Consider the following 26,421-nt stretch of genomic DNA (forward strand, 5'->3'; position numbering starts at 1 on the left):
CTCTGTCTGCCATCCACGATGGACTTTGACACTTAATTATTTCACGAAAAACGCCGAAAATACAAGCGCTAATTTCACTGAATATTACTAGGAAGCGTGTTAAAATACCGCCATGAAAAGCATTCAACAAAAAGTCCGTTGGCATACTGTTCTGACCGATGAATCGGGTCAGCGTTTGGACAATTTCCTTATTGCCCAATTAAACAAAGTACCAAAGTCGTTGGTTTATCGAATTATTCGCAAAGGTGAGGTGCGGGTCAATAAAAAGCGCGCGAAGCCAGATTATAAAATTAACAGTGGTGACTTAATCCGAATTCCTCCGGTGAAAGTCGCTGAAAAAGCGCCTCTGCCCTCGGCAAAGCTCGATAAAATAGCGAAGCTTGAAGCGCATATTCTTTATGAAGATGCTTCTTTGATTGTGGTTAATAAACCATCAGGTCTGGCGGTTCATGGTGGTTCAGGTTTGAATTTCGGGCTTATTGAGGGCCTAAGAGCACTACGACCTAAGGACAAGCATCTTGAGCTGGTTCACAGAATCGACCGCGATACCAGCGGTATTTTGCTCGTTGCAAAAAAGCGTTCTGTACTGAAAGCGCTGCATGAGCAACTGCGTAATAAAGAAATGAATAAACAGTATTTAGCATTGGTTCGTGGTCAGTGGCAGAAGCGGGTGAGGTTAATCGAAGCGCCATTGCAGAAAAACACACTGCTATCTGGTGAGCGAATTGTTCGGGTGAGTGCGGAAGGAAAACCATCACAAACGCGCTTTCGGATTCATCAGCGTTATGCTGAAGGAACACTTATTGAAGCATCACCGTTAACAGGCCGTACGCATCAAATTCGTGTGCATTGCCAGCATGCTGGTCATCCTATCGCTAAAGATCCTAAATATGGTGACACTGACTTTGATGAGTTAATCGCGTCGAAAGGGCTCACTCGATTGTTTCTACATGCCTGGAAACTTGCGTTTAAGCATCCGGAAACCGACAAAAACATCCAGTTTGAAGCGCCCTTAGATGAAAATTTAACGCTGGCGTTGTCTCAATTAACAAAGCAATAACGCCGTAATCAACTGAGTAGTAGTCATGTCGCAATTTAAATTCATTATTTTTGACTGGGACGGCACCTTAATGGATTCCATCGGGCGCATTGTTTCTTCAATGCAACGAACCGCGGAGTACGTTGGCCTAGCACCGCCCTCTGAGCAAGCAACAAAAGACATTATTGGATTAAGTTTGGAGCCGGCTATTGAAGCCTTATTTGGGAAATTGGATTCAGCGCAAAAACAACGGTTTTTAGATCGTTACAAAGACGAATATGTGACGTTAAATAAGGTAGCCTCGCCTTTATTCGGTGATGCAATTACGACACTGGAGCGGCTGAGAGAGAATAATTTGAAACTTGCAGTAGCGACAGGGAAAGCACGCAGAGGTTTGGATAGAGTTTGGCAGGAAACAAATATGGCTGCTTTCTTTCCTCACTCACGATGCGCTAACGAATCAAAGGGCAAACCCAACCCAGATATGTTGTTTGAACTTATGGATGAGGCCGGACACAGCCCCAGGGACACCGTTATGGTCGGTGACTCAGTCCATGACATAAAAATGGCTTCTGCTGCAGGCGTGTTTCCAATCGGTGTGACGATGGGCGCCCATCAAGCAGAACAGTTAGAAGCGGCTGGAGCAAAGTATATTGCGTCATCGTTGACGGAACTTTCTAACTTTATTTTAAAGGAGAGGTTATGACACTCCCACTGGTGCTTGGCTCGGGTTCAAAATATCGCCGGGCGATAATGGATAAGCTGCATTTAATCTATAATGTCGTGAAGCCTGATATTGATGAGTCAGCGGTTAATGAAGAGCAACCAGAGCAGCTGGTCGGACGCTTGGCAGAAGAAAAAGCGCAAGCGGTAGCAAAAAAACTCAACGGAGAACCGGCTATTATTATCGGCTCTGACCAAGTAGCCGTATGTGACGGTAATATTCTGGGAAAACCGGGAACCACGCAGAAAGCTATTGAGCAATTAAAAAGCTTCGTTGGCAGAACCGTCACTTTCTACACCGGACTTGCGGTATTAAATTCAAAAACATCACAGTGTGAAGTCCGTATTGAGCCTTTCTTCGTGACATTTCGGAACAACCTTACCGACAACGAAATTACACGCTATGTCGAGCTTGAACAACCGCTGGACTGTGCTGGCAGCTTTAAAAGTGAAGGGTTAGGCGTAAGTCTGTTTAGTGAAATGAAAGGGAATGATCCCAATACGTTGATAGGACTTCCCACTATTGCGCTACTGGATATGCTAAGATCTCAAGGGATTAACCCATTGAACTAATTATTGAAGATAATAGGCAAACAAGCCCGATTTATCTTGTCACTTGACACCAACTTAAGGTAACATTCGCGCGCTATGCAAAAGGTTCGTATTCCCGTAACGGTAGACCCCGTAAAATGTGCCAATAAAAAGGTCACTTACGAGGGCTTAGTACCAGCAAAAACGTTAACCCGGTTTCAGGAGTTACTGGTAGAGCCATGTCCTGATCCTGACGTTAAGGTTGAATTTGGTATTGATGAACAAGGCATAAGCTATTTTGCAGGTGACGCAAAAGTACAGATTCAGGTGCTTTGCGAACGCTGCAATACGCCTTTAACAGTTGATATTTGTGCGCAATTTGCGTATGCTCCTGTCACTAAGCGGCAGGTGGCCGACGATTTCCCGGAAAGCTATGAAGCTATCAAGGTGAATGAGTTTGGTGAGGTCAATCTGCATGGGCTTATTGAAGATGAATTAATTCTGGCAATGCCTTTAGTACCCAAGCACGATGCTAAGTCTTGTCAGGTAGACCGTGATGCGATGACATGGGGTGAAATCGACGAGTCTGAGAAAGACGAATCTGATAACCCGTTTGCCGTATTACAAGAATTAAAGCGTAAATAATCAGGAGATAGCGTAAATGGCTGTTCAAAAAAGTAAGAAAAGTCGTTCAAGACGCGACATGCGTCGTTCACACGATGCGATAGACGGCCCAACACTGTCGGTTGACTCAACTACTGGTGAGACTCATCGTCGTCACCACGTAACAGCCGACGGTTATTATAAAGGTCGCAAGGTCGTTAACAAGTAAGACAGGCTATGCCTGAGCTTAATATAGCGATTGATGCAATGGGGGGCGATAATGGCCCCTCTATTGTTATTGAAGCTCTGGAACGAGCTGTTTCAACTTACCCCAATACTCACTTCACAGTTTTTGGTCACGAAGACCAAATTAACCCGCTCTTAAAGCAATACAAGCTTAATGAAAGCACTGCTGTCAGCTTTGTTCATGCTGAACAAACCATTCTCATGGATGACAAACCCGGTCAGTCGTTACGTAGCAAGCCGAATTCGTCTATGCGTCTTGCCCTACAAGCACTTGCCAATGAGCAATGCCATGCAATGGTTTGTGGTGGTAATACTGGCGCCTTAATGACTAATGCGTATTTTACGGTGAAAACCTTACCCGGGGTTTTAAGGCCTGCCCTCATGACGGCGATTCCTAATCAGGTTGGGGGAAAGTCGTTTTTATTGGATTTGGGTGCAAACGCCAGCTGCGATTCCGACACCTTATTTCAGTTTGGTGTGATGGGATCGGTTGCCGCGGAGCATTTACTGGGTATAGAAAGACCGAAAATCAGCCTGTTAAACATGGGCGAGGAAGATATTAAAGGCAGCGATGTTGTCCGCAATGCCGCCGCTAGGTTGAGTCAGTGCGAAGGGTTGAACTATAACGGCTTTATTGAAGGCAACCACTTATTCAGCGGTCGTTCAGACGTTATCGTTTGCGATGGCTTTGTCGGTAACATTGCGTTGAAAAGCTGCGAAGGCTTAGCAACCTTTATTATAGAGCAAATGAGAGAGACGCTGAATTCTCATTGGCTCTATCGTTTTTTCTTCAAGTTTCTGCAACGACGTACCCACAAGTCCTGGGACAGGCTGAAGCCCGACCACTACAACGGAGCAAGTTTGATAGGATTGCGCCATGTGGTTATTAAAAGCCACGGAAGTGCCAATGCGGAAGCATTCTACAGTGCAATTCAACAAGCTGTAGCGGAGGCGCACGAGCAGCTTCCTGACCGAATTAAGAACAGGGTCGAAGCGGTCTTATCTGAACAGCCTTAAAACGCAGAGTTGTTATGACATACTCAAGAATCGTTGGTACCGGTCACTATTTACCGGAGCAACGTCTTACAAACAATGACCTTGCCAGCCGTGTTGATACCTCAGACGAATGGATTACGGAACGCACAGGTATCAAGGAACGCCGTATTGCTTCTTCTACTGAGTCGGCGGCAACGCTGGGCGCCGAAGCAGCCAAGCAAGCATTACTAAGTAGCCAATTAAACGCTCATGACATCGACGTTATTGTGGTTGCGACAACCTCTGCGGAGCATGCGTTTCCAAGCGCCGCTTGTGAAATCCAGCGTATGCTAAATGTGACCAATATTCCTGCTTTTGACGTTGGCGCGGCGTGTTCCGGCTTTATTTTTGCGCTGTCAGTGGCCGACAACTTTATAAAAACCGGTCAATATAAGCGTGCGCTGGTGATAGGCACCGATGTACTTGCCAGACTTTGTGATCCGAACGACAGAAATACATTGGTATTGTTCGGTGACGGTGCTGGAGCGGTTATATTAGAAGAGAGTCATGAGCCTGGTGTTATTTCTACTCATTTATACAGCGCAGGTGAGTACAGCCATTTACTGGGCGCCAAGCAGGCAAGCCGAATAAAAGAATTCGAAAACGATGCCTGGATGTACATGAAAGGCAACGAAGTGTTCAAAGTTGCGGTGGCTAAATTAAGCAGTCTGGTGACGGACACGTTAGCGGCAAATGATATGTCGCCTGAAGACTTAGATTGGCTAGTACCGCATCAGGCGAATCTACGCATTATTAAAGCAACCGCAAAAAAGTTAAAGATGTCGATGGAACAAGTGGTGATTACTTTAGACAAAACCGGTAATACCTCTGCCGCATCGGTACCAATTGCGTTAGACTGGGCGGTTAAAGATGGTCGAGTGAAACGTGGACATAATTTGTTATTAGAAGCCTTTGGCGGCGGATTCGCCTGGGGCTCAGCATTAATTCGATATTAAGAGGGTAGTTATGACAACGGCGTTATTTTTCCCGGGACAAGGCTCTCAGAGCGTTGGTATGCTTGGCGAGTTAGCCGATGAGTTCGCGATAATAAAGGAGACTTTCGCACAAGCAAGCGACGCGCTTGGCTATGATTTGTGGGAACTTGTGCAGCAAGATCCCAACAATCAGCTTAATGATACGCAATTTACTCAGCCCGCATTATTAACCGCCAGCGTTGCGTTGTACCGCGTAGCTAAAGATAAAGGTTTAGGTGACAATGTCGTTATGGCAGGACATAGCCTTGGGGAATATTCAGCCTTGGTTTGTGCCGGCGCCATTGACTTTAAAGATGCGGTTAAACTCGTCGAAGCTCGCGGCAAGTTTATGCAGGAGTCTGTCGCTGAAGGCAAAGGTGCTATGGCAGCGGTTATCGGTTTAGACGACGATGTTATTAAGCAAATCTGTGAAGAGCAGACCCAGGGCGAAGTTGTTACTCCGGTGAATTACAATTCGCCGGGGCAGGTGGTTATAGCGGGTCATGCCTCAGCGGTTTCCCGTGCAGGAGAAGCACTAAAAGAAGCTGGTGCTAAGCGGGTATTGCCACTTTCTGTGAGTGTGCCGTCTCATTGTGCATTAATGAAGCCGGCGGCGGATAAGTTGAAAGCGGAACTTGAAAAAATAACTATCAAATCGCCTGTTGTGAATGTGATCAACAATGTTGATGTGAATATCGAAACAGACGCAGCTGCTATAAAAGATGCGTTAGTCAGACAGCTCTACTGTCCAGTACGCTGGACTGAGTCTGTTGAAAAAGCCGCAGAACTGGGCGTGGAAAGCGCGTTTGAAGTGGGTCCGGGGAAAGTATTAACGGGCTTAAATAAGCGTATAACAAAATCATTTAGTTGTTCAGCACTGAACACCGCTGATGCATTGAATTCAATTTAGAAGGTGAGTAATTCATGAGCTTTGAGAATAAAGTTGCTTTAGTAACAGGTGCCAGTCGAGGAATTGGTAAAGCGATTGCGCAGCAGCTCGTTCAAGGGGGTGCTAAAGTAATTGGTACCGCGACTTCTGACAAAGGCGCTTCGGCGATTTCTGACTATTTGGGCGACAACGGTAAGGGTATAGCGTTGGATGTGACCGATGCAGATAGTGTGCAGGAAACGGTCAAGTCCCTTGAAAAAGAGTTTGGCAGCATCGATATCCTGGTCAATAACGCCGGTATCACCCGTGATAATTTAATGATGCGTATGAAAGATGACGAGTGGAACTCTGTTATCGATACCAACTTAACGGCTATTTTCCGTGTTTGTAAGGCGGTGGTTCGCGGCATGATGAAACGTCGTCATGGTCGCATTATTAATATCAGTTCGGTTGTTGGCACGACAGGCAACCCCGGTCAAGTCAACTACTGTGCAGCAAAAGCTGGGCTCGTCGGCTTCAGTAAGTCGCTGGCCAAAGAGGTGGCTGCACGCGGAATAACCGTGAACTGTGTGTCGCCAGGGTTTATTGATACCGACATGACAAAGGCCTTAACGGAGGAGCAAAAAGAAAGTATTTTTGCTAATATTCCTGCTGCAAGACTGGGTAAACCCGATGAAATTGCGTCTGCAGTGACATTTTTGGCGTCCGATGGCGCAGCTTATATTACGGGTGAAACCATTCACGTTAATGGCGGAATGGCGATGGTTTAAGTGGTCAGCGGTACGACCTCTTAATTTTATCCGAATTTTTACTTTATTAATGAGGCTGGTTTCACTAAACTACGGCCAACTTTCACTCTCGCGACGACTATTTGAGGGATTTTATAAATGAGTACTATCGAAGAACGCGTAAAGAAAATCATTGTTGAACAACTGGGTGTTAAAGAAGAAGAAGTTAAGCCTGAAGCGTCATTTGAAAATGACCTGGGTGCTGACTCTTTGGACACAGTTGAGTTGGTAATGGCTTTGGAAGAAGAATTTGAAACTGAAATTCCTGATGAAGAAGCTGAAAAAATCAAAACTGTTCAAGCAGCAATTGATTACGTAAATAATCACTCTGACGATTAATTTTTCAGAGAATTATTGAGACAATAGGCGGAACTTTGGTTCCGCCTATTTTCGTTATGACATTGATAAAACAGTTTTTTAATACTCAAGCCACTGATACTGGTGCTCTTGATAGAGGGCTTCAGTTTGGTGATGGTCATTTCACAACACTTCGTATTCTTAATGGTACACCCGAACATTTAGAAGCCCACCTTGCCCGATTAGTTCATGCGAATAGGACCCTTCGCATTCACCATTCGACCTTTACGACCTTAAGAAATCGACTGACAGAACTGGCGAAAGACGTTGAACAAGGAGTGTGCAAGGTCATTGTTACTCGTGGCAATAGTGCTCAAGGCTATGGGTATGATCACCGCATAGAAGCGAACGAATACATCCAGATCAGTACGTTACCGGAACCTCAGAACCCACTTGACGTAGGGCTTGCTAACGTGACTTTAGCCGAGCAAACCGTTCTGGCAGGGCTTAAAACACTTAACCGTTTAGAACAGGTGTTGCTGAGTGCTGAGAAATCAGAGAAAGGCGTTGATGACTTAGTCGTCTGTACCAATGACGGACGTGTTATAGAGGCTGTGCAGGGAAACCTTTTTTGGAAGAAGCGTGGCCGCTGGCAGACTCCCTCGCTGACTACAGCAGGTATAGACGGAGTCATGCGACAACACATCATTAACAGTAACGCTCTTGGCAACCTCGATATAAAAGAGGGAAGAGTGACTGACCTTGAACACGCTGAGCAAATTTTCGTTTGTAACAGTGTCCGAGGCGCTGTCCCTGTTCGTTCATTTAATGGTAAAGTATTTGAAAATCTTCCGTTACCTGAAAAAGTACAACGCCTGGCTTTATGACTTTGCTAAAACGTTTGTTTGTTATTGCTTTTTTCTTTGGTGTCATTGGTGCTGGCGCGCTTAGTTATGGTTATTACTATTTGTCCCAGCCCTTTACCAGTAGTTCAGTAAATGAGCCGTTAATACTGGAGTTTCCCAAAGGCAAACATGCTCGGTATGTCATTACACAAGTCAGTAAGCATTACGCTCTGGGTGAGTCCATATTGGATAATAAACAGCTGCGTTATGGTTTTAGTCGGCTATTGGGTGGTGTAAGCCATTTGCGGGCGGGGGTTTATGAGGTTAAGCCGGAACATAATTGGTTTGACGTCTGGTCCATGGTTTCAAACGGTGACGAGCTTCAATTTTCAGTCACTCTTGTAGAAGGTCATACATTGCAACAATGGTTGTTCACGCTCAATTCGGCGCCTTACTTGAGTGGCGACGCAAAATCTGCAGCGAATGCCCTACAAGAAAGTCTTGGACCAACGGTTGATTCTTTAGAAGGTCTATTATTGCCGGAAACCTATACTTACCGAGCCTATTCGACGGTTTCCGGTATTTTAAAAAATGCTTATGAGTCAATGCAAAAAACGTTAGCCGACGTTTGGAGCAGTCGCTCTGAAGCTTGTCCGGTAGAATCTCCTTATGAGCTTCTGATTTTAGCGTCAATAATAGAAAAAGAGACAGGTATATCGGGTGAAAGAAGTTTGGTTGCCAGCGTTTTTGCTAATCGTTTGGCTATTGGTATGCGGCTGCAGTCCGATCCAACCACAATTTATGGCATTGAGGATTTTGACGGCAACTTAACCCGTGCACATTTGCGTGAGAAAACGGCTTATAACACCTATCGAATTAATGGCTTGCCTCCGACACCTATTGCTATGCCAAGCAAGGCCTCGCTTGAGGCTGCCGCTAACCCAGATGACTCGCCGTTTTATTACTTTGTCGCTGATGACACTGGTGGTCACGTATTTTCAGAAACGCTGGAAGAGCATAATAAAGCGGTGCGCCGCTACCAACTAAATAAAGAGTGAATATGAAAGGGAAGTTTGTTGTTATTGAAGGCCTGGAAGGGGCAGGTAAAAGCTCTGCTATTGCTAATGTCATTACTCATTTGCAAGCGAAAGGTATTCAGACAGAATCGGTTCGAGAGCCAGGTGGAACTCCTCTAGCCGAGTCTTTGCGGGACTTGGTTAAGAAAAAATGGGATGAAACCGTAGTGCCGACAACTGAGTTGTTGTTAATGTACGCCAGCCGTGTTCAATTGGTGGAGAATATTATTAAGCCTCACTTGATGGATGGAACATGGGTTATTGGCGACAGACACGATTTATCCTCCCGGGCCTATCAAGGGGGCGGCCGCCAGCTTGGAGATGATTTATTGCAAAAGCTTAGAACGATAACATTGGGAAACTTTTACCCAGACTTGACCATTTTACTGGACGTTGACGAGGAAGTTGGCTTAAAGCGCGCGCGGGAGCGAGGACAGCTGGATAGAATTGAAGAAGAAGATTTGGCGTTTTTTAAACGAACTCGACAAGCCTACTTAAACATTGCAGCGAAAGACCCTTCTGTTTTTGTAATTGATGCAAACCAACCGATGTTAAAAGTTCACGAAGCTATTCTACGAACTCTAGAGGAGAACTTGTTTTAATGGCGGCTCCCTGGCTACGAGATGCATGGTTACGGTTAGTCAATGCTTATGAAAGCAATAGATTGGCTCATGCTTACTATTTAAAGCACAACTTGGCACATGGCAGTAACCGCTTCATTGAACAGTTCACCAAGTACCTGCTTTGTCAGGCAAAAGGAAAAAGTGCCTGTAATCAGTGCAAGTCATGCTTGTTGTACGCCGCCGGAAACCATCCGGATACATGGACACTTGATGGAGACGAAACCAGTCGGATAGGTGTTGATGAAATTCGGGACTTGCAAAAAAACATTGTCAACAAAGCGAATCAGGGGGGCTTTAAAGTTGCGGTAATTTTGCAAGCTGAGAAAATGACTGAGCAGGGATCTAACGCGTTGCTAAAAGTGCTGGAAGAGCCACCAGAAGACACCTGCTGGCTGATATCAACAAAACAACCAGAGCAACTACTGCCAACCCTGCGAAGCCGTATGCAATGGCTAAACATCCCTTACCCCGAGGCGGCACAAACGGAAGAGCAAAACGCACAGGCAGCCGAATTATTTGATGCGTTGCATAAACTAGCGCCGTTACCCGAGCTAAAGGACAAAGCAATGGCTGCTGACTGGTTGATGCTCTCTGAGCGCTTGGTTTCTGATATGTTAGCTGAGTTAAACCGCCTCCCGGAAGAGCGTTTTTACTTTCCTGGCTTACTCGATAACGACAAGAGATTGGTACAGTGCTCATGGCTGGATGCGCGCCATTTAAGCGAATGGGTATCAGAATGCCGACAGTTACGTCAGATATATCAGGGCTCACCAGGCATTAATTTGCCGTTATTATTAACCCTTGCCTGGAGCCGCTGGTCAAACTTTCTTTTAGGTGAGGAATAAGGCTCCGGATTTTATAAAAGGGGTCTTATGTCTAAAACGGTTCGCATTGATATTGATTCAGTTCGTGAATTAGCGGCACGAACGGTGCCTTTCTTTAAATATGTCTCATTTTTAGTAACAGAGCTTGATGATGGCGATTACGTATTAGGCAAGAGCGTTGATGTTGAGCTGTTTTTACCTGACATAGCGGCATCGCCGTTTCACTTCAGTGCCCAGGTATCCTGGCTGTTTGATGACAAATCTTTTCCTTATGTTATAAGCCTATTACCGCAAGACATCGCCACCGGGCATCGACTGAGTTACCTGACTAACCAGTACAAAGCCGAATATGGTAAACTGTTTTATTCGTTAATAAATTCTTGCGCAACTTAATTGCAACGGAGCATTGGATGTTTGTTGATTCGCATTGCCATTTAGATCGTATTGACCCGAACAAAGTGGGGACAGACTTGGCCGGCTTAGTAGAGAACGCCCGCAAAAACAACGTTGAGCACATGTTGTGTGTTTGTGTAACGCTGGATGAGTATCCTAAGATGCGTGACACGGTATCAGCGTATGACAATGTTTCGTTATCCTGTGGCGTGCATCCGCTTTATGTTAATGAAGAGAGTCATAACGCCGATGAAATGGCGGCAACGTTAACTGAACTTGCCAGTGAGCCGAAAGTGGTGGCGATTGGCGAAACTGGTCTCGACTATTTCTATGATCCGGACTCAAAAGTAAAGCAGCAGAACAACTTTGAGCAACATATTGCCGTAGCAGGGGAGTTGAATAAACCCCTTATTATTCATACTCGTGACGCACGCGAAGATACTCTGGCAATGTTAAAGCAGGGTCATGCCGACAAGCCCGGTGGCGTCCTGCACTGTTTTACTGAATCTTATGAGATGGCAAAAGAAGCCATCGACGCGTTGGACTTTTATATTTCTATTTCCGGCATTGCGTCTTTTCGAAATGCATCAGAGCTACGCGATACCGTCAAAGCGTTACCACTTGATAAGCTGCTCATTGAAACCGACAGCCCATGGTTAGCGCCGGTACCTCATCGTGGAAAAGTGAACCAGCCTGCTTATGTAACTGAGGTCGCTAAATGCGTTGCTGACGTTAAAGGTATGACGCTTGAAGAGGTCGCCAGAGTCACGACTGAGAACTTTTATAAGCTGTTCAAAGCCTCTTAATGAGCTGTGTGTAACTTGTGAGTAAAAGGACTTTAGTACTTCAAAAACATTAAGTTAAAAGAAACTGTAAAAAAATTAGACATCCATCAATTATTGTCTACACTAAAAATTGTTGGATGAATTTTAAGCAGGATAAATGAGACTGTTTTACCATGAGTTAGCGCACGGCTCATCCCATGAGCCATTCCCCTATACCCGGAACAATCTGGATTGGTTCCGGGTTTTTTTTATCCAAAATAAACGTAAAAAGCGATCAATCAACCGACCGATTCCGTAGCTGTTTGAGTAAGCCTTTGAATTAAGGAGTGATAATGTCTACGACTGTTGAACAAAACAAACGTCCAGATTACGACAGGGTTATCGTCGATATTGCCGACTATGTCATGAACTATAAAGTCACCAGCGAAGAAGCCTGGAGCACAGCCCGGTATTGTTTGATGGATACGTTGGGGTGTGGAATGTTGGCATTAGGCTATCCCGAATGTGCGAAGCATTTAGGCCCTATGGTTCAGGGAATGTCAGTGCCTAATGGTGCCCGGGTTCCCGGAACCCAGTTCACATTAGATCCGGTTAAAGCTGCCTGGGACATTGGTTGTATAGTTCGCTGGTTAGACTTTAACGACACATGGCTGGCGGCGGAATGGGGTCATCCGTCGGACAATTTGGGTGGTATATTAGCGACAGCTGACTTTATTTCTCAGCAACGCCGAAGTCGGGGACTTGCGCCTCTGACAATAAAGAACGTTCTGGAAGGAATGATTAAAGCGCATGAGATTCAGGGAAACCTGGCGATTGAGAACAGCTTTAACCGGGTTGGACTCGACCATGTTGTACTGGTAAAAGTCGCTTCAACTGCGGTGGTCAGTTGGTTAATGGGCGCAAGCAAAGAGCAAATTATGGCTGCGCTGTCTCAGGCTTGGGTAGACGGTCAGTCGCTGAGAACCTATCGTCACGCCCCAAATGCGGGGTCGCGTAAGTCGTGGGCTGCGGGCGACGCAACGTCACGAGCCGTTCGACTGGCAGACATTACCCAACGCGGAGAAATGGGTATTCCCGGCGCTTTAACAGCACCGCAGTGGGGCTTTTACGATGTGCTGTTCAGTAAAACGAATAGAGATCAGAAACTTAAGGATAAAAAAGACAGAGAGTTTAAGTTTCAGCGCGACTACGGCAGCTACGTTATGGAAAACATTTTGTTCAAGTTGTCTTTCCCCGCTGAGTTTCATGCCCAAACAGCCTGTGAAGCTGCCGTAACACTTCACTCTGATGTAAAAGGTCGAATTGACGACATAGAAAAGATCGTGATTACCACGCATGAGTCAGCGATTCGCATTATTTCTAAAGAAGGTACGCTTGCTAATCCCGCGGATCGGGATCACTGCTTGCAGTATATGACAGCCGTGCCTCTCATTTGGGGCGAGTTGAATGCGGATCATTATGAAGACAGCTTTCATAGTGCACACCCGGAAATCGACGAGCTTAGGGAAAAAATGTTTGTTGAAGAGGACGAGCAGTACAGCAAAGACTACCTCAATCCGGACAAACGATCTATTGCAAACGCGGTGCAGGTGTTTTTTAAAGACGGCAGTAAAACAGAGAAGGTGGCTGTCGAATACCCGATTGGTCATCGTAAACGCCGTGACGAGGGCATACCGGTTTTAAAAGAGAAGTTTAAAAGCAGCTTGAGAAAGCGTTTTCCAGCCAGTCATGCGGATGAAATATTTTCACTCTGCACGACCGATGAAGCGACGTTTGACCAATTAGCTGTGGATACCTTTATGGACAAATGGGTTATTTAGTCAAATAAGTGTCGAACGAAAAGGGCGGTGCAAGTGATAAGTACCGCCCGGTTAACTATCAGCCTTGCCAAATAATCAGTAGAATAAGCACTGGACAAACAAACTTTACGTACCAGGGCCAAATTTTCCAGAATAGACTTTTATCAATATCCGGAGAGCCTTGTTTCAAGGCTTTCAATAGGTGGTTTTGACGTAAAACCCACGTTAGCATAACAGCAAAAAAAAGAGCCATTATTGGCTGCATATAAACGGTACTAAAAGTGACCACGGCGCCAAAAAGTGACTCGAAATTATAGATAATCGCTGTGGAGATCGCCGTAACCACCAGTGTCACTATCCATACACCGGAGCTTCTGTCGCAGCGGGCTTCCTCACGTAATGCATTAACTGGTGCTTCCAGCATTGAAATAGACGACGTAATAGCGGCAATAACCATGAGTAGGAAAAAGCCAAAGGATACAAATAAACCGGCAGTACCCAGGGTATCAAACATGGCGGGCAATACAGTGAATACAAGTGTGTCAGCTGAAAGTAGGGTACCGTCATCGGCGTATATTTGAACCCCATTGGACTGAGCAACGAACATAGCCGGTAGAATTAAAAGCCCCGCTAAAAAGGCTACGCTGGTATCGATACCGGCCACCCAGGCAGCCGTTTTAGGAATATTTTCTTTGTTTGATAGATAAGCGCCGTAAGTCATCATCACGCATACGCCCAATGACAACGAGAAAAAGGCCTGACCCATGGCGCGTATAATGAGTTGTGGGTCGCTAATTTGAGAGAAGTCTGGAACTAAATACATTTTGAGGCCATCGATAGCGCCGTCTTGGGTCAAAATGTATGCTGACATCCCAATAAGCAAAATAAACAACATCGGCATGAGCCGACGTGACCAGCGCTCAATGCCATTATTCACACCTGAGCGCACAACATAAACGGTCAGCAGCATGAAAAATATCATAGTGGCCATGTTGCGAGCTTCGGAAAACTCGACAAACCAGGCAGCAGTCTCGGGCAAACCGACAAAGACAAGTAGTGGCGATATCATGTAGGAGATCAGCCAACCCGAAACAATCGCATAAAAGCTTAAAATTAAGCTCAACACGACAAGACCAACAACGCCGGCGATAGCACCGGTCCCCCGGAAAAAAGCTTTGTCAGACAGGTTTCTTAGCGCCTCAATCGGGTTGTTCTGGCGAATACGACCGATGGTGACTTCTGCCACAAGCATAGGGTAAGCAAGAATCGCGATCATAACGAGGTAAACCAACAAAAACGCACCGCCACCATTACTGGCTGCCTGCGTTGGAAAGCCCCAAATATTGCCTACTCCAACAGCGGAGCCGGCAGCAGCGAGAATAAAGCCTAATCGCGAGGCAAAAGCCGGAGACGTATTTTTAGCCATGATGATATTGTTATTATTATTGATTAAAGTCAGTGCTCGATTATGGCGGAGTTAATTCGCCGCGTAAATTCTTCTGTAACAGTTTTTGAATCTCGCTATGAGAAATGTCTTGCGAAAGCAGATAATGCAACTTGGTCAATGCTGCTTCAATGGTCATATCAGAGCCGGATACTAATCCGAGCTTAGCCAATGCATTACCCGTCGCATAACCATCCATATCGACCCGGCCCTTAAAGCATTGGGTGCAGTTTAAAATGGTAATACCGTTATCGATACCGCGCTTTAATACAGAAAGTAGAGCATCGTTTTGCGGCGCATTGCCGACACCATAACTTTGTAAAATAAGCGCTTTTACTGGTTGCTTTAACTGATTGTCGATAATGTCTGGTGAAATACCGGGATAAAGCATCACGACACCAATAGGCTGAGGCGTCATTTCTACAACATTCAGTTTACGCGGTTGTTCTTGTGCCGCTGTTAACTGACCTGCATTAAGACGAATTTGTATGCCTGCCTCCAGCAGTGACGGGAAGTTAGGGGACGAAAATGCATTAAAGCCGTTAGCATCAGACTTAGTCGACCGGTTGCCACGGAACAGTGTATTGTTGAAGAACAAGCCAACTTCGGGAATAGGGTAGTTAGCCGCAACATATAGCGCATTCAGCAAGTTAGTTTGACCGTCTGAGCGCAGCGCGGCCAAAGGAATTTGAGAGCCAGTAACGATGACCGGTTTCGCTAGGTTTTGTAGCATGAACGACAGTGCAGAGGCGGTGTAGGCCATGGTGTCAGTACCATGCAAAATCACGAAACCATCATATTCAGCGTAGTTGTTTTCAATATCGCGAGCTATGGTGACCCAATCTGCCGGGGTCATATTTGACGAGTCCATTAAAGGACAGTATTCGTGGATAACAAATTCCGGCATTTCTTCCCTGAAAAATTCCGGCATTTTTTGTACACAATCACTTAAGTGCCCCGCGACCGGAACGTATCCCTGTTCCGATTTTTTCATACCTATGGTTCCGCCAGTATAAGCGACATATATCTTTTTACGAGGCACTTGCGTCTCCTGTCGACATTCTTAAGAACGAATGTCGATTATTCTAACGCGGTTGTGGACACAGTGCACAGTAAGAGTAAATGTTTTTCGGATCGTTGAAGTTTCTCAGCACGGCTGTTTCAGACTGCACGTCACTGAATAACTTCAATAGCCAGTCACTGCTGTTATCACGGCTTACTTTAGGTAACAGGTCGCTTGCAGCACTATTGCTGAATAACTCAGCCAAAAATTGCTCTTGCGGAGACAGCTTTTGCTTAACAATAGTCACATCGTAGTCTTCAATAGCGGCTAACTCAGCGGCGAGTTTAATGGCGTCGTCATAGTCACCTAACGTATCAACCAAGCCTCGTTTCATTGCTTGACGACCCGTCCAGATACGTCCTTGTGCAATCTCGTGAACGTCGTCTTTACTCATATTACGAGCATTGGCGACCAGGCTTAAGAAGTTGTCGTAAGTGTTTTCAACGGACTTCTGAATCATTGTTTGCTGGTAGTCAGTCATTTCTTCCAGCGGGTTTATGGATTCAATTTCTGTGGTGCTGACAGAGTCGCTATGGATACCAATCGCAGCCAGGCTGTCCTCGAGGTTCATTAATAACCCAAATACACCGATAGAGCCAGTAATGGTCGTAGGGGAGGCAATGATCTTGTCTGCATCGGCAGCAATCCAGTAACCGCCTGACGCTGCGACGGAGCTCATTGATGCCACCACAGGTATACCGTCTTCTTTTGCCTGCAACAACTCCTGACGAATAATTTCAGAGGCAAACGCACTACCGCCCGGACTATCAATGCGAAGTACAATGGCTTTGGTATTTTCATCGGTGCGTGCATCGCGAATTAGCTTAGCGGTGCTGTCGCCACCAATCATGCCGGCTTTTTGTGAACCATCCACTATTTGTCCGCGCGCCACAACAACGCTTACTTTGGGTTTATCTTTCGCTTTTGGTGCTGGCATCGGCGGTTTTTGTGCGGTCAGATAGTTATCAAAAGTAATGTGTTTGAAGGTTTCTTTTTCTTCATCTAAACCAGCCAGGTTAATGAGCTCGTTACGAACTTCAGTACGTGTTTTCAATGCATCGACTAAGTTGTTATCTAACGCCATACGGGCTATATCACCATCAGCTTCGTTGAAGGCCGCCATATAGTCGTCAATTTTACCGCTGGTAAGACGCGGATTAATATTGCGCGTTGCGGTAACACTGCCACGAAACTCTTCCCATAGCTCGTTATACAGCGTTTCATTAGCTTCACGAGCTTCGTCTGACATGTCATTGCGAATGAACGGTTCTACGGCCGCTTTAAATTTACCGACTTTAAACACGTGCGGCTTCACTTTTAGCTTTTCGAGCAACTCTTTAAAGTAGACCTGAGTGTAGTCGAGTCCTTCAAAAACAACGCCACCCATTGGGTTTAGGTACAGTTGGTCGGCGTGTGCCGCAATATAGTATTGGTGTTGCCCGTAGTAATCGGCATTACTGATAATTGGCTTGCCTGAGGTTCTGAACTCTTCCAGCGCTTCTGTAACGGCATTGAGTTTATTAATGCCGCTGGGGTAAAGATCCTGCAGATCCAAATAAAGGGCGCCTATACGATCATCGTTTTGAGCCATCTCAATACTTTCAACGATATCAGCAACCAGAACCTCTGGCACTTCGTCGCCGCCGCCGAATGCTTCCGAGAAGAATTTATCAACAGGGTCGACCCAAGTTTCTTCCTCAACAAGAATGCCGTGCGGGTTAAGCACCATAATACCATTCTCTGGCACTTCAATAGGGTCATCACCACTTATCATGCTGGCCAGGAAAATAGCCAAAACAATAAAGAAGACCAAATTAATAATAACCTTTCGGGTACCGTTGATTATTCGCCAAATATATTTAAAGATTGAGCTCACTGAACGCATAGCTATCACTCATTGTTATTTAAGAAATGTCTTAAGCATATCGAAAGTGACCTATGCAAGCTAGCTAGAGAATGTAACGAACCGTTACATAATGAGAAAGGTTGATATATGGATGCAGTAGAATTATTAACAACGCGTTCTTCAATGCCACGTCTGATAGAGCCTGGGCCCAATGTCGAACAATTAGAGCTAATAAAAAAGGCTGCGGTGAGAGCGCCCGATCACATGTCCTTAGCGCCATACGAGTTTATACAATTTCAGGGAAAGGATCGTGGAATCCTGGCTGACATCTATCAGCAGGCGGCGCGTATTAATGATTTTTCTGACACGATTGTTGAGCAAGCGGGGCAGTTACCGTTCCGTGCTCCTTTGGTGATAGCGGCCTGCCTAAGGTATCAAGAGCATCCAAAAGTACCCCGTGAAGAGCAGCTTTGTACTGTTGCCTGTGCTGCTCACGGCATGCAGCAAGCGGCTTTTGTGCAGGGGCTTGGGGCAATCTGGCGTACCGGTTGGACTGCGGAAGACGACTACGTCAAAGAGCAACTGGGACTCGCTGAAGACGATGCTGTTGTTGGTTTTTTGTACGTAGGCACACCTGCTGTACCTACGCCAATAAAACCTGAAAAGGACGCTGAACCGTATTTTGTGTCAGCAAAAGACAAAGTGCTGAGTTAAAACTCAGCACTTTTTGGTGCGCGTGGGAATGGAATAACGTCACGAATGTTTTGTACGCCGGTAACGTAAGCCACCAGACGTTCAAAACCTAAGCCGAACCCGGCATGAGGAACTGTGCCATAACGACGTAAGTCGCGGTAGAACTCATATTCTTCCATTGGCAGGTTCATCTCTTCGATACGTTTATCAAGAATATCTAAACGTTCTTCACGAGCAGATCCGCCAATGATTTCTCCGATGCCAGGCGCCAGCACGTCCATTGCCGCTACCGTTTTTCCGTCTTCGTTTTGACGCATGTAGAACGCTTTAATATCACGCGGGTAGTTTTTCAGAATAATCGGTGCGCCAACGTGCTCTTCTGCCAGATACCGTTCGTGCTCAGATTGCAAATCAACGCCCCATTCAACCGGGTATTCAAACTTCTTGCCGCAGCCTTTCAAAATCTCAATAGCGTCGGTGTAATCCATGTGCACAAAGTTACTGTTCACAATCGCTTCTAAACGGCTAACGGCTTCTGAGTTAATGCGTTTAGCGAAAAACTCCATGTCGTCTGGTCGCTCCTGAAGAACTGCTTTGAACACATACTTCAGCATGTCTTCCGCTAAGTCAGCGACATCATCGAGTGATGCAAAGGCAAGCTCAGGTTCTACCATCCAAAACTCAGATAAGTGACGGCTGGTGTTCGAGTTTTCAGCGCGGAAGGTCGGGCCGAAAGTGTAAACCTTTGACAGTGAGCATGCATAAGACTCAACGTTTAACTGACCCGATACGGTCAAAAAGGCTTCTTTACCAAAAAAGTCCTGTGAAAAATCAACATCACCTTTGTCCGTTTTAGGCACATTGAGCAGGTCGAGTGTCGACACACGGAACATTTCTCCGGCACCTTCACAATCAGAAGTGGTAATAATAGGGGTGCTAACCCATAAATAACCGTTTTCGTGAAAGAAACGGTGAATCGCCTGAGATAACGTGTTACGAACACGCATAACCGCGCCGGTAATGTTGGTTCTCGGTCGTAAATGTGCGTACTCGCGCAAATATTCCATGCTATGGCGTTTTGGCGCCATAGGGTAAGTGTCAGGATCTTCAACCCAGCCATACACATGCACTTTAGTGGCTTGCAGCTCAAATGACTGCCCCTGACCCTGAGATGGAACCACGACGCCGGTAATAGCAACAGAACAACCGGTTGTCAGCTTTTGCACTTCATTACTGTAGTTTGGAAGTTCAGCAGGTACAACGGCTTGAACTGCTTCAAAGCAAGAGCCGTCATGTACATTAATAAAGGAAATTCCCGCTTTGGAGTCACGGCGTGTACGTACCCAACCGCGAACCGTAACGGTTTCGTCGACCGGGATTTTGCCTTCCAGAATATCCACTACAGAAGCATACGACATGGGTTTCTATTCTCCGAAATTTACACTATTTTGCGAATCAAAGGTTGCTATGTTACCTCGGATTGGCGCAGACTCAAGTATAACCCCGTCAACAGAGAGAAAAATTATGAAAAGGGGCTCTATAGATGACTTAAAAAAAGTACCGTTTTGGTCGAGGGTGCTTGGCTTATTATGTATTTTTGGCTGGGTTATATTTGTTATAGCCACCATTGTTTTTAACTACGCCAAGCCAGAGCGTAACACCATACTGACGCAAATCTTCGGTATTCCGGTCCGGGATTACTGGCATATAACACTGGGTGACCTGTTTGTGATCACACTTTGTATTGGTTTGATCATTAGCCTGATAAGCTTGGCACTCAACTTTGTGCTCTTCCGGCAACATAAACAGCATATTTGGGTGAACCTGGTGATACTCGTTTTAAGCTGCCTGGGCGGTTTGTCGCTTTACTTCTTCGGCTTCTGAATGCTTTTGGCGTATTCCGCCATGGCAGAGCACAAAGCTGACAACTCCTGTTTGCTAATAATGTAAGGCGGCATGATGTAAAGCAGTCTACCGAACGGGCGTATCCAAACACCGCGTTTAATGAATAAACGCTGGGCTTCAGCGACGTCGATTGTCTGTTCCATCTCCAACACTCCAATAGCGCCAAAAACTCTGGCATCGCGCACTGAACGTAACTCATGTAACGGAAGCAGTTGTTCTCTCAACTGTGCTTCTATTGCTCTTACCTGCTGCTGCCAAGTGCCTTCATTGATAATAGCAAGCGATTCTGAGGCGACGGCGCAAGCCAATGGATTCCCCATAAAGGTTGGTCCGTGCATGAGTGCACCACCGGCCGGACCTTGCCCAATAGTATTCGCCACCTGTTCAGTGGTTACGGTTGCGGCCAGAGTGATATAGCCACCCGTTAACGCTTTACCCAAACAGATAATGTCAGGGGTGATCCCCGCATGTTCGCAAGCGAACAACTTTCCGGTACGACCAAACCCGGTAGCAATTTCATCGGCAATGAGCAGTACATCGTATTTATCGCAAAGAGCACGAATGAGTTTCAGGTAATTGGGGTGATAAAACCGCATACCACCGGCGCCTTGCACAATTGGTTCGAGTATGACGGCGGCTACTTCTTTATGGAATTGTTCAAACCATAGTGTCAACTGCTGACCTGAGGCTTCATCCCATTCATCGGCAGGTGTTAATTCCGGCGCGTCAGCAAAAATCTGGGTGGCAATGGCTTTATTAAAAAAACTGTGCATGCCATTTTCCGGATCACACACTGACATGGCTTTAAAAGTGTCGCCATGATAACCACCTTTTATGGTTAACAGCTTGGACTTTTCAGGGCGTGATTGAGCCAACCAGTACTGCAACGCCATTTTTATGGCGACTTCAACACTAATAGAGCCAGAGTCAGCAATGAATACTTTTTCCAGCGGTTTTGGCAACATGTCGACGAGCTGTCGACCCAATTTTATCGCTGGTTCGTGAGTAAGGCCGCCGAACATGACGTGGCTGACGGTATCAATCTGCTGGTGCGCAGCTTTATCCAGTCTTGGGTGACGATAACCGTGAATGACCGCCCACCAGGAAGACATACCGTCTATGAGTTGCTCCCCGTTTTTTAAGGTAATGGTGGCGCCTTTCGCAGAGCTTACTTCATAGGAAGGCAAGGGGTTGCTCATGGACGTATAAGGGTGCCATAAATGTTGGCGATCGAATTCTTCGTTACTCAAACGACTTGATGAGGTCATAAAATACTCAGTTGTAAAGTTTGCATGGTTGCGTAAATTGACAGGGCAATGATAACGCATATTCTATGCAACATTAACTGTTCAAAACACGAGATTCTATTATGCCAGCCATTCGCAACGACTGGACCGTTGAAGAGGTTCAACAACTTCTACAATTGCCGTTTAATGACCTAATGTTTAAAGCCCAGAGTGTTCACCGAGAGCATTTTAACCCGAATGAAGTACAGGTCAGTACGCTTCTGTCGATTAAAACCGGCGCGTGTCCGGAAGACTGCAAATACTGTCCGCAAAGTGCTCATTATCACACCGGGCTTGATCGAGAACGTCTGATGGCCGTTGAGAAAGTATTGCAAGAGGCGCAAGCGGCCAAAGACAAGGGAGCGAGCCGTTTTTGTATGGGCGCCGCCTGGCGTAACCCGAAAGACCGTGACATGCCTTACATTATGGAAATGATCAAAGGTGTTAAAGAGCTGGGGCTAGAGAGCTGCATGACGCTGGGGATGCTGTCTGCTGAACAGGCGAAGTTGCTGCAACAAGCCGGGCTTGATTACTACAACCATAATCTCGATACCTCGCCTGAGTTCTATGGTGACATTATTACCACGCGCACCTATCAGGATCGAATTGATACGCTGGCTAATGTTCGCGACGCGGGCATGAAAGTGTGCGCCGGCGGTATCGTGGGTATGGGAGAAAGTGTGAAAGATCGCGCCTCATTATTGGTGCAGCTTGCTAACTTACCCAAGCACCCGGAAAGTGTGCCAATTAATATGTTGGTGAAAGTTGAAGGAACGCCGTTTGCTAAACTCGAAGACTTAGATAACTTTGAGTTTGTGCGTACAGTGGCCGTGGCACGTATTCTTATGCCGCAATCGCATGTGCGCTTATCGGCCGGTCGTGAAGACATGAACGATGAAATGCAGGCGCTGTGCTTTTTGGCCGGAGCTAACTCGATATTTTATGGTGAAAAGCTACTGACAACGGCGAATCCGGAAGCCGACGCTGATCTTCGTTTATTTGAGCGTTTGGGTATAACACCGGAGCAAGCTGATGGTTATGATGACGAAGTGCATACCGCTGTTATTGAAGATGCCATTGCAGAGCAAGAGCAACCGGTTCGTTTCTACGACGCCTCCTAAGCGATCGAACAATGCATGACGCTCTTAAGGAGAAATTGAAGCAACGTATGGCCTCGACACAAATGCGTCGACGTCGTTGTCGTGCCGCAAAAGAAGCCAGTGTCGTTGTCGACTTTTCGAAAAACGATTACCTCGGTTTAAGTCAGCATGAAGAGGTTATTAAACGCTTTATCGATGCAACGAATCAATGGGGCGTTGGCAGCACAGGGTCGCCGTTATTAAGTGGTTATTGTCGTGAGCACCAACGGCTTGAATCTGAGCTGTGTGAGTGGCTTGAAAAGCCGGCTGCGCTTTTATTTTCCTCCGGTTTTGCGGCAAACACAGGGGTGTTAAATACCCTGACAGGTGAAAGCGGCAAAATATACGCAGATAAGCTTGTTCACGCGTCTTTAATTGATGGTATCAAACAAAGTCGTCAACGTTTTAAGCGCTATGATCACAGTCAGCCGTTAACCATTGCTGGCATGCTACAACCCGAAGACTGGCTTGTCACCGAAGGGGTTTTCAGTATGGACGGGGACGACGGCGGTATTGCGCAATTGGCCGAGCTGAAAAAACAACAGCCAGACGCGACATTTATGGTCGATGACGCACACGGCATTGGTGTTTTAGGTCAAGAGGGGAAAGGCGCTCTGGCGGACAACTTGAACGTGATAGACATCATGACGGGAACCTTTGGCAAAGCATTCGGCGTTGGTGGGGCGTTTGTCTGTGCTGATAACGACACCATTGAAGCGTTAATTCAGTTTTGTCGGGAATACATCTATTCAACGGCCATGCCGCCCGCACAAGCTGCCGCAGCCAGCGCCGCACTAACGGTTATTCGCAGTAACGAAGGACGAGAGAAGCGAGATCATTTAGCACAGCTAGCGCAACAGTTTCAGCTGGAAATGTCTCGTCGTGGCTTAGCGTATATAGAGTCCTCAACGCCTATTCAAACCTGGTCGTTTGAAAGTGAAGAGACCGCGAGGCGCATTGCAAGAGAGCTGACGAGCCTGGGGTATTTGTGCCGAGCGATTGTTTATCCCACGGTGCCTAAGCATTTGCCAAGAATTCGCTTTAGCCTGAACAGTAACATGCAATCGGCGCACATCAGTCAGTTTTGGCATGTGGCTGATGAGCTACTGGAATCGAATAGGGCTCTATGAAACCGCTAAATTTTGATAAAGCTGTGGCGCAGCACTTTGACCGTGCCGCTACCAGTTATACTCAACACGATGAAATTCAAAGAAGAGCGGCCCACGATCTCCTGGCTTGCGCGAATCCAGCTATTTCTCAACATACGGGAACACTGGTTGATATTGGTTGTGGCCCTGCGGCTGAAACCGCCGCATTGCTAAGCCGCTGCCAACAGTATATCGGCATTGATATTTCCCCGGCCATGCTGGTACAGGCGCGTCGGTTATACCCAAACTTGAATTGGTCGCATGGACACTGGACTGAGTTACCATTAGCAAGTGGGAGTACCGATTGGGCATTTGCGAATTTGTCGTTGCAGTGGGTTGATGACTTGAGTTGTGCGTTTAACGAGGTCTACCGTATTCTTAAACCCGGTGGTGTTGCAACGGTGAATACATTGTTACCCGGCACCTTCTCGTCATTGCAGGAAAGCTGGGCAAGAGTCGATAGCCGGCGTCATATTAACCAGTTCCCGCTATTAACCGATGTTGTCTCTGCGGTTAAGAAACACGCTTGGTCAAGTGCCGGCTTTCATGACTACAGCTATACCCAGTATTTTAATAATTTGAGAGAACTACTGGGCAGTATTAAAGGTGTTGGTGCAAGCTTAGTAAAACGGGAAAGCTCGTCTGGTTTGATGACGAGATCAAAGCTTCAAAACTTAGAAAAAAGCTATGAAACCTGTCGACAAAGCCAGGGCTTACCACTGGAATGGCAAGTTATTAATATCGTTTTGGTTAAGTAGGGTTGATTAATAGTTAATATGGATATTTATTTTATAACAGGTACCGATACTGACGCAGGTAAAACCGTGGCAGCCTGTGGCTTTGTGCAATACTTGGTAAACAGTGGTCGCAAAGTGGCTGTTATGAAGCCTGTTGCTTCTGGCTGCGAAATGCTCGATGGGCAATTAAAAAATTCAGATGCCTTAGCATTAATGAAGGTTGCGAATATTAAACAACCCTATCAACAGGTAAACCCTTACACGTTTGAGCCAGCCATAGCGCCTCATATTGCAGCGGCCGAAAAGGCCGTTGAAATCAATATCAACAGGCTTCAAAAGACCGTTGATGAGATTCGTCAAATCGGTGCTGATGTTTTGGTGATAGAAGGCGCCGGTGGCTGGCAATTACCGTTATCGAATACGTTCTTTATGCCAGAGTTGGTTGAGCAACTGTCCGCCAAAGTTATTCTCACGGTTGGTTTAAAGCTGGGCTGCTTAAATCATGCGTTACTTAGCGCCCAGTCGATTCAAGCATCGGGCTGCGAACTCGCAGGCTGGATTGCCGTGCAGACCGACGAAACGCCAATGCCCAGGCAAAAAGAAAACCTTGAGACATTAATCAGCATCCTGAAGTCCGAGCCAATTGCCACATTGCCTTATATGCCTGGCTGGCAAAGCCAAAATTTCGCCGGTAAATTTTCACTCGTGCATTGAACTTAATGTGAGGCGCCTACATATCAGTTAGCGTAGACATTCTTAACGGAGACTAGGATGAAAAGGATCCTGCTATTTTTAGCCACTAACATTGCTGTTTTATTGGTCGTTAGTGTTGTTTTTAATATCGTTATTGCAGCAACGGGTATAGACGCTCGTGGCTCTGCAGGGTTGTTAATTTTCTGTGCGCTGTTTGGTTTTGGCGGTGCTTTTGTTTCACTATGGATTTCCCGTTGGATGGCTATTCGTTCAACTGGAGCACGGGTTATCGAGCGTCCACAGAATCAGTCTGAAGAATGGCTGTTAAGAACGGTTCAGCAGCAGGCGCAAAAAGCCGGCATACCGATGCCTCAGGTTGCTGTATATCAGTCACCGTCGCCCAATGCGTTTGCCACCGGACGCAGCAAAAACCATTCACTGGTTGCGGTCAGCACTGGCTTGTTACAAAGCATGAACGCAGATGAAGTTGAAGCGGTGTTGGCGCACGAAGTCAGTCACATTGCGAACGGCGACATGGTCACGCTGACGTTAATTCAGGGCGTGGTGAACACCTTTGTAATGTTCTTTGCGCGGATCATCGCCAGCGCCATCGCTCGCGGTGATAACCAACGTGGCGGACTCGCGTACTTCGGTTTGGTCATGTTACTGGAAGTTGTTTTTGGCATTCTCGCCAGTGTCATAGTGATGTGGTTCTCCCGTCAGCGCGAGTTCCGAGCAGACGCTGGTTCCGCAGATATTGCGGGTAAACAGAAAATGATTGCAGCGTTGCGTCGCTTACAACAAGGCCGCGAATCAGAGCTGGACGGTACCATGTTAGCTTTCGGCATTAAGGGAAAACGCTCAACGATTGGTAAACTCTTTATGAGTCATCCGCCTTTGGAAGAGCGTATTCATGCACTTGAGCAACGGCGTTAGTCGTTGCTTTTCAATGGCGGACACCGTACATTCGTACATCTTATACAGTGAAAAAAGTCGG

General features: G+C 46.4%; 29 protein-coding genes. 24 read left to right on the plus strand and 5 right to left on the minus strand.

Going from position 1 to position 26,421, the window contains the following annotated elements; genetic code table 11:
- The first annotated feature begins 112 nt into the window (after positions 1 to 112).
- From rluC to CEW91_RS06060, 17 genes are all read left to right on the plus strand, one after another.
- Complete coding sequence (gene rluC / locus CEW91_RS05980; protein ID WP_088768122.1) at positions 113 to 1,060, plus strand: 23S rRNA pseudouridine(955/2504/2580) synthase RluC; 948 nt, start codon at positions 113 to 115, stop codon at positions 1,058 to 1,060.
- A gap of 25 nt (positions 1,061 to 1,085) precedes the next feature.
- Positions 1,086 to 1,745, plus strand: coding sequence for an HAD family hydrolase (locus CEW91_RS05985; RefSeq protein WP_088768123.1), 660 nt, complete (start codon positions 1,086 to 1,088; stop codon positions 1,743 to 1,745).
- Complete coding sequence (locus CEW91_RS05990) at positions 1,742 to 2,335, plus strand: Maf family protein (RefSeq protein ID WP_088768124.1); 594 nt, start codon at positions 1,742 to 1,744, stop codon at positions 2,333 to 2,335. Before CEW91_RS05985 ends, CEW91_RS05990 begins: the two co-directional genes overlap by 4 nt.
- A gap of 75 nt (positions 2,336 to 2,410) precedes the next feature.
- Complete coding sequence (gene yceD / locus CEW91_RS05995; protein WP_088768125.1) at positions 2,411 to 2,938, plus strand: 23S rRNA accumulation protein YceD; 528 nt, start codon at positions 2,411 to 2,413, stop codon at positions 2,936 to 2,938.
- Positions 2,939 to 2,954: 16 nt separating this feature from the next.
- A complete protein-coding gene (rpmF, locus tag CEW91_RS06000; protein ID WP_011234590.1) occupies positions 2,955 to 3,125 on the plus strand; it encodes a 50S ribosomal protein L32 in 171 nt (56 codons plus the stop codon).
- An 8-nt stretch (positions 3,126 to 3,133) separates the two neighbouring features.
- Positions 3,134 to 4,159: a phosphate acyltransferase PlsX gene (gene plsX / locus CEW91_RS06005; protein WP_088768126.1), complete on the plus strand. Its 1,026-nt coding sequence runs from the start codon at positions 3,134 to 3,136 to the stop codon at positions 4,157 to 4,159.
- Positions 4,160 to 4,173: 14 nt separating this feature from the next.
- Positions 4,174 to 5,133 carry a beta-ketoacyl-ACP synthase III gene (locus tag CEW91_RS06010; RefSeq protein ID WP_088768127.1) on the plus strand — a complete coding sequence of 320 codons (960 nt, stop codon included), beginning with the start codon at positions 4,174 to 4,176 and terminating at the stop codon, positions 5,131 to 5,133.
- A gap of 10 nt (positions 5,134 to 5,143) precedes the next feature.
- On the plus strand, positions 5,144 to 6,061 hold the full coding sequence (gene fabD / locus CEW91_RS06015) for an ACP S-malonyltransferase (RefSeq protein WP_088768128.1): 918 nt from the start codon (positions 5,144 to 5,146) through the stop codon (positions 6,059 to 6,061).
- A 14-nt stretch (positions 6,062 to 6,075) separates the two neighbouring features.
- Positions 6,076 to 6,810 (plus strand): 3-oxoacyl-ACP reductase FabG, encoded by a 735-nt coding sequence (gene fabG, locus CEW91_RS06020; RefSeq protein ID WP_088768129.1) that lies wholly within the window; start codon positions 6,076 to 6,078, stop codon positions 6,808 to 6,810.
- 117 nt (positions 6,811 to 6,927) lie between these two features.
- On the plus strand, positions 6,928 to 7,167 hold the full coding sequence (acpP, locus tag CEW91_RS06025; protein ID WP_088768130.1) for an acyl carrier protein: 240 nt from the start codon (positions 6,928 to 6,930) through the stop codon (positions 7,165 to 7,167).
- Between the two features lie 56 nt (positions 7,168 to 7,223).
- Entirely contained in the window at positions 7,224 to 8,012 is a 789-nt protein-coding gene (pabC, locus tag CEW91_RS06030; RefSeq protein WP_088768131.1) for an aminodeoxychorismate lyase, read from the plus strand.
- A complete protein-coding gene (mltG, locus tag CEW91_RS06035) occupies positions 8,009 to 9,028 on the plus strand; it encodes an endolytic transglycosylase MltG (RefSeq protein ID WP_088768132.1) in 1,020 nt (339 codons plus the stop codon). Before pabC ends, mltG begins: the two co-directional genes overlap by 4 nt.
- A gap of 2 nt (positions 9,029 to 9,030) precedes the next feature.
- Positions 9,031 to 9,648, plus strand: a complete 618-nt coding sequence (gene tmk / locus CEW91_RS06040) for a dTMP kinase (RefSeq protein WP_088768133.1) — start codon at positions 9,031 to 9,033, stop codon at positions 9,646 to 9,648.
- A complete protein-coding gene (locus CEW91_RS06045) occupies positions 9,648 to 10,514 on the plus strand; it encodes a DNA polymerase III subunit delta' (RefSeq protein ID WP_088768134.1) in 867 nt (288 codons plus the stop codon). Before tmk ends, CEW91_RS06045 begins: the two co-directional genes overlap by 1 nt.
- Positions 10,515 to 10,541: 27 nt before the next feature.
- Positions 10,542 to 10,886 (plus strand): hypothetical protein, encoded by a 345-nt coding sequence (locus tag CEW91_RS06050; RefSeq protein ID WP_088768135.1) that lies wholly within the window; start codon positions 10,542 to 10,544, stop codon positions 10,884 to 10,886.
- A 17-nt stretch (positions 10,887 to 10,903) separates the two neighbouring features.
- Entirely contained in the window at positions 10,904 to 11,692 is a 789-nt protein-coding gene (locus CEW91_RS06055; protein WP_088768136.1) for a TatD family hydrolase, read from the plus strand.
- 311 nt (positions 11,693 to 12,003) lie between these two features.
- Positions 12,004 to 13,491, plus strand: a complete 1,488-nt coding sequence (locus tag CEW91_RS06060) for a bifunctional 2-methylcitrate dehydratase/aconitate hydratase (protein WP_088768137.1) — start codon at positions 12,004 to 12,006, stop codon at positions 13,489 to 13,491.
- A 58-nt stretch (positions 13,492 to 13,549) separates the two neighbouring features.
- On the opposite strand, the gene CEW91_RS06065 is transcribed toward CEW91_RS06060, so the two are convergent.
- Genes CEW91_RS06065 through sppA form a run of 3 tightly spaced genes read right to left on the minus strand, consistent with a single transcriptional unit; the run spans position 13,550 to position 17,862 of the window.
- Entirely contained in the window at positions 13,550 to 14,896 is a 1,347-nt protein-coding gene (locus CEW91_RS06065) for a sodium-dependent transporter (RefSeq protein ID WP_088768138.1), read from the minus strand.
- Between the two features lie 40 nt (positions 14,897 to 14,936).
- Positions 14,937 to 15,956 (minus strand): asparaginase, encoded by a 1,020-nt coding sequence (ansA, locus tag CEW91_RS06070; RefSeq protein WP_088768139.1) that lies wholly within the window; start codon positions 15,954 to 15,956, stop codon positions 14,937 to 14,939.
- A 43-nt stretch (positions 15,957 to 15,999) separates the two neighbouring features.
- Complete coding sequence (sppA, locus tag CEW91_RS06075; RefSeq protein WP_232507036.1) at positions 16,000 to 17,862, minus strand: signal peptide peptidase SppA; 1,863 nt, start codon at positions 17,860 to 17,862, stop codon at positions 16,000 to 16,002.
- 108 nt (positions 17,863 to 17,970) lie between these two features.
- Here sppA and CEW91_RS06080 point away from each other — a divergent pair, with 108 nt between their 5' ends.
- Complete coding sequence (locus CEW91_RS06080; RefSeq protein ID WP_088768140.1) at positions 17,971 to 18,537, plus strand: nitroreductase family protein; 567 nt, start codon at positions 17,971 to 17,973, stop codon at positions 18,535 to 18,537.
- On the opposite strand, the gene asnS is transcribed toward CEW91_RS06080, so the two are convergent.
- Complete coding sequence (gene asnS / locus CEW91_RS06085; protein ID WP_088768141.1) at positions 18,534 to 19,934, minus strand: asparagine--tRNA ligase; 1,401 nt, start codon at positions 19,932 to 19,934, stop codon at positions 18,534 to 18,536. The genes CEW91_RS06080 and asnS overlap by 4 nt on opposite strands.
- A 106-nt stretch (positions 19,935 to 20,040) precedes the next feature.
- Here asnS and CEW91_RS06090 point away from each other — a divergent pair, with 106 nt between their 5' ends.
- A complete protein-coding gene (locus CEW91_RS06090; RefSeq protein WP_088769365.1) occupies positions 20,041 to 20,400 on the plus strand; it encodes a hypothetical protein in 360 nt (119 codons plus the stop codon).
- Here the strand turns inward: CEW91_RS06090 and bioA are convergent.
- On the minus strand, positions 20,382 to 21,689 hold the full coding sequence (gene bioA, locus CEW91_RS06095; protein WP_088768142.1) for an adenosylmethionine--8-amino-7-oxononanoate transaminase: 1,308 nt from the start codon (positions 21,687 to 21,689) through the stop codon (positions 20,382 to 20,384). The two genes, CEW91_RS06090 and bioA, sit on opposite strands and share 19 nt — an antisense overlap.
- Before the next feature lie 101 nt (positions 21,690 to 21,790).
- On the opposite strand from bioA, the gene bioB reads away from it, so the two are divergent.
- From bioB to htpX, 5 genes are read left to right on the plus strand one after another with little or no spacing between them, the layout of a single operon-like run.
- Positions 21,791 to 22,828, plus strand: a complete 1,038-nt coding sequence (gene bioB / locus CEW91_RS06100; protein WP_088768143.1) for a biotin synthase BioB — start codon at positions 21,791 to 21,793, stop codon at positions 22,826 to 22,828.
- A gap of 35 nt (positions 22,829 to 22,863) precedes the next feature.
- Entirely contained in the window at positions 22,864 to 23,976 is a 1,113-nt protein-coding gene (locus CEW91_RS06105) for an aminotransferase class I/II-fold pyridoxal phosphate-dependent enzyme (RefSeq protein WP_232507037.1), read from the plus strand.
- Entirely contained in the window at positions 23,973 to 24,752 is a 780-nt protein-coding gene (locus tag CEW91_RS06110) for a methyltransferase domain-containing protein (RefSeq protein WP_088768145.1), read from the plus strand. The genes CEW91_RS06105 and CEW91_RS06110 overlap by 4 nt, the downstream gene beginning before the upstream one ends.
- Before the next feature lie 18 nt (positions 24,753 to 24,770).
- A complete protein-coding gene (gene bioD / locus CEW91_RS06115; RefSeq protein WP_088768146.1) occupies positions 24,771 to 25,445 on the plus strand; it encodes a dethiobiotin synthase in 675 nt (224 codons plus the stop codon).
- Positions 25,446 to 25,502: 57 nt separating this feature from the next.
- Positions 25,503 to 26,360, plus strand: a complete 858-nt coding sequence (htpX, locus tag CEW91_RS06120; RefSeq protein WP_088768147.1) for a protease HtpX — start codon at positions 25,503 to 25,505, stop codon at positions 26,358 to 26,360.
- The last annotated feature ends 61 nt before the right edge of the window (positions 26,361 to 26,421 follow it).

This window comes from Idiomarina piscisalsi, assembly GCF_002211765.1.
Classification (GTDB): Bacteria; Pseudomonadota; Gammaproteobacteria; order Enterobacterales; family Alteromonadaceae; genus Idiomarina; species Idiomarina piscisalsi_A.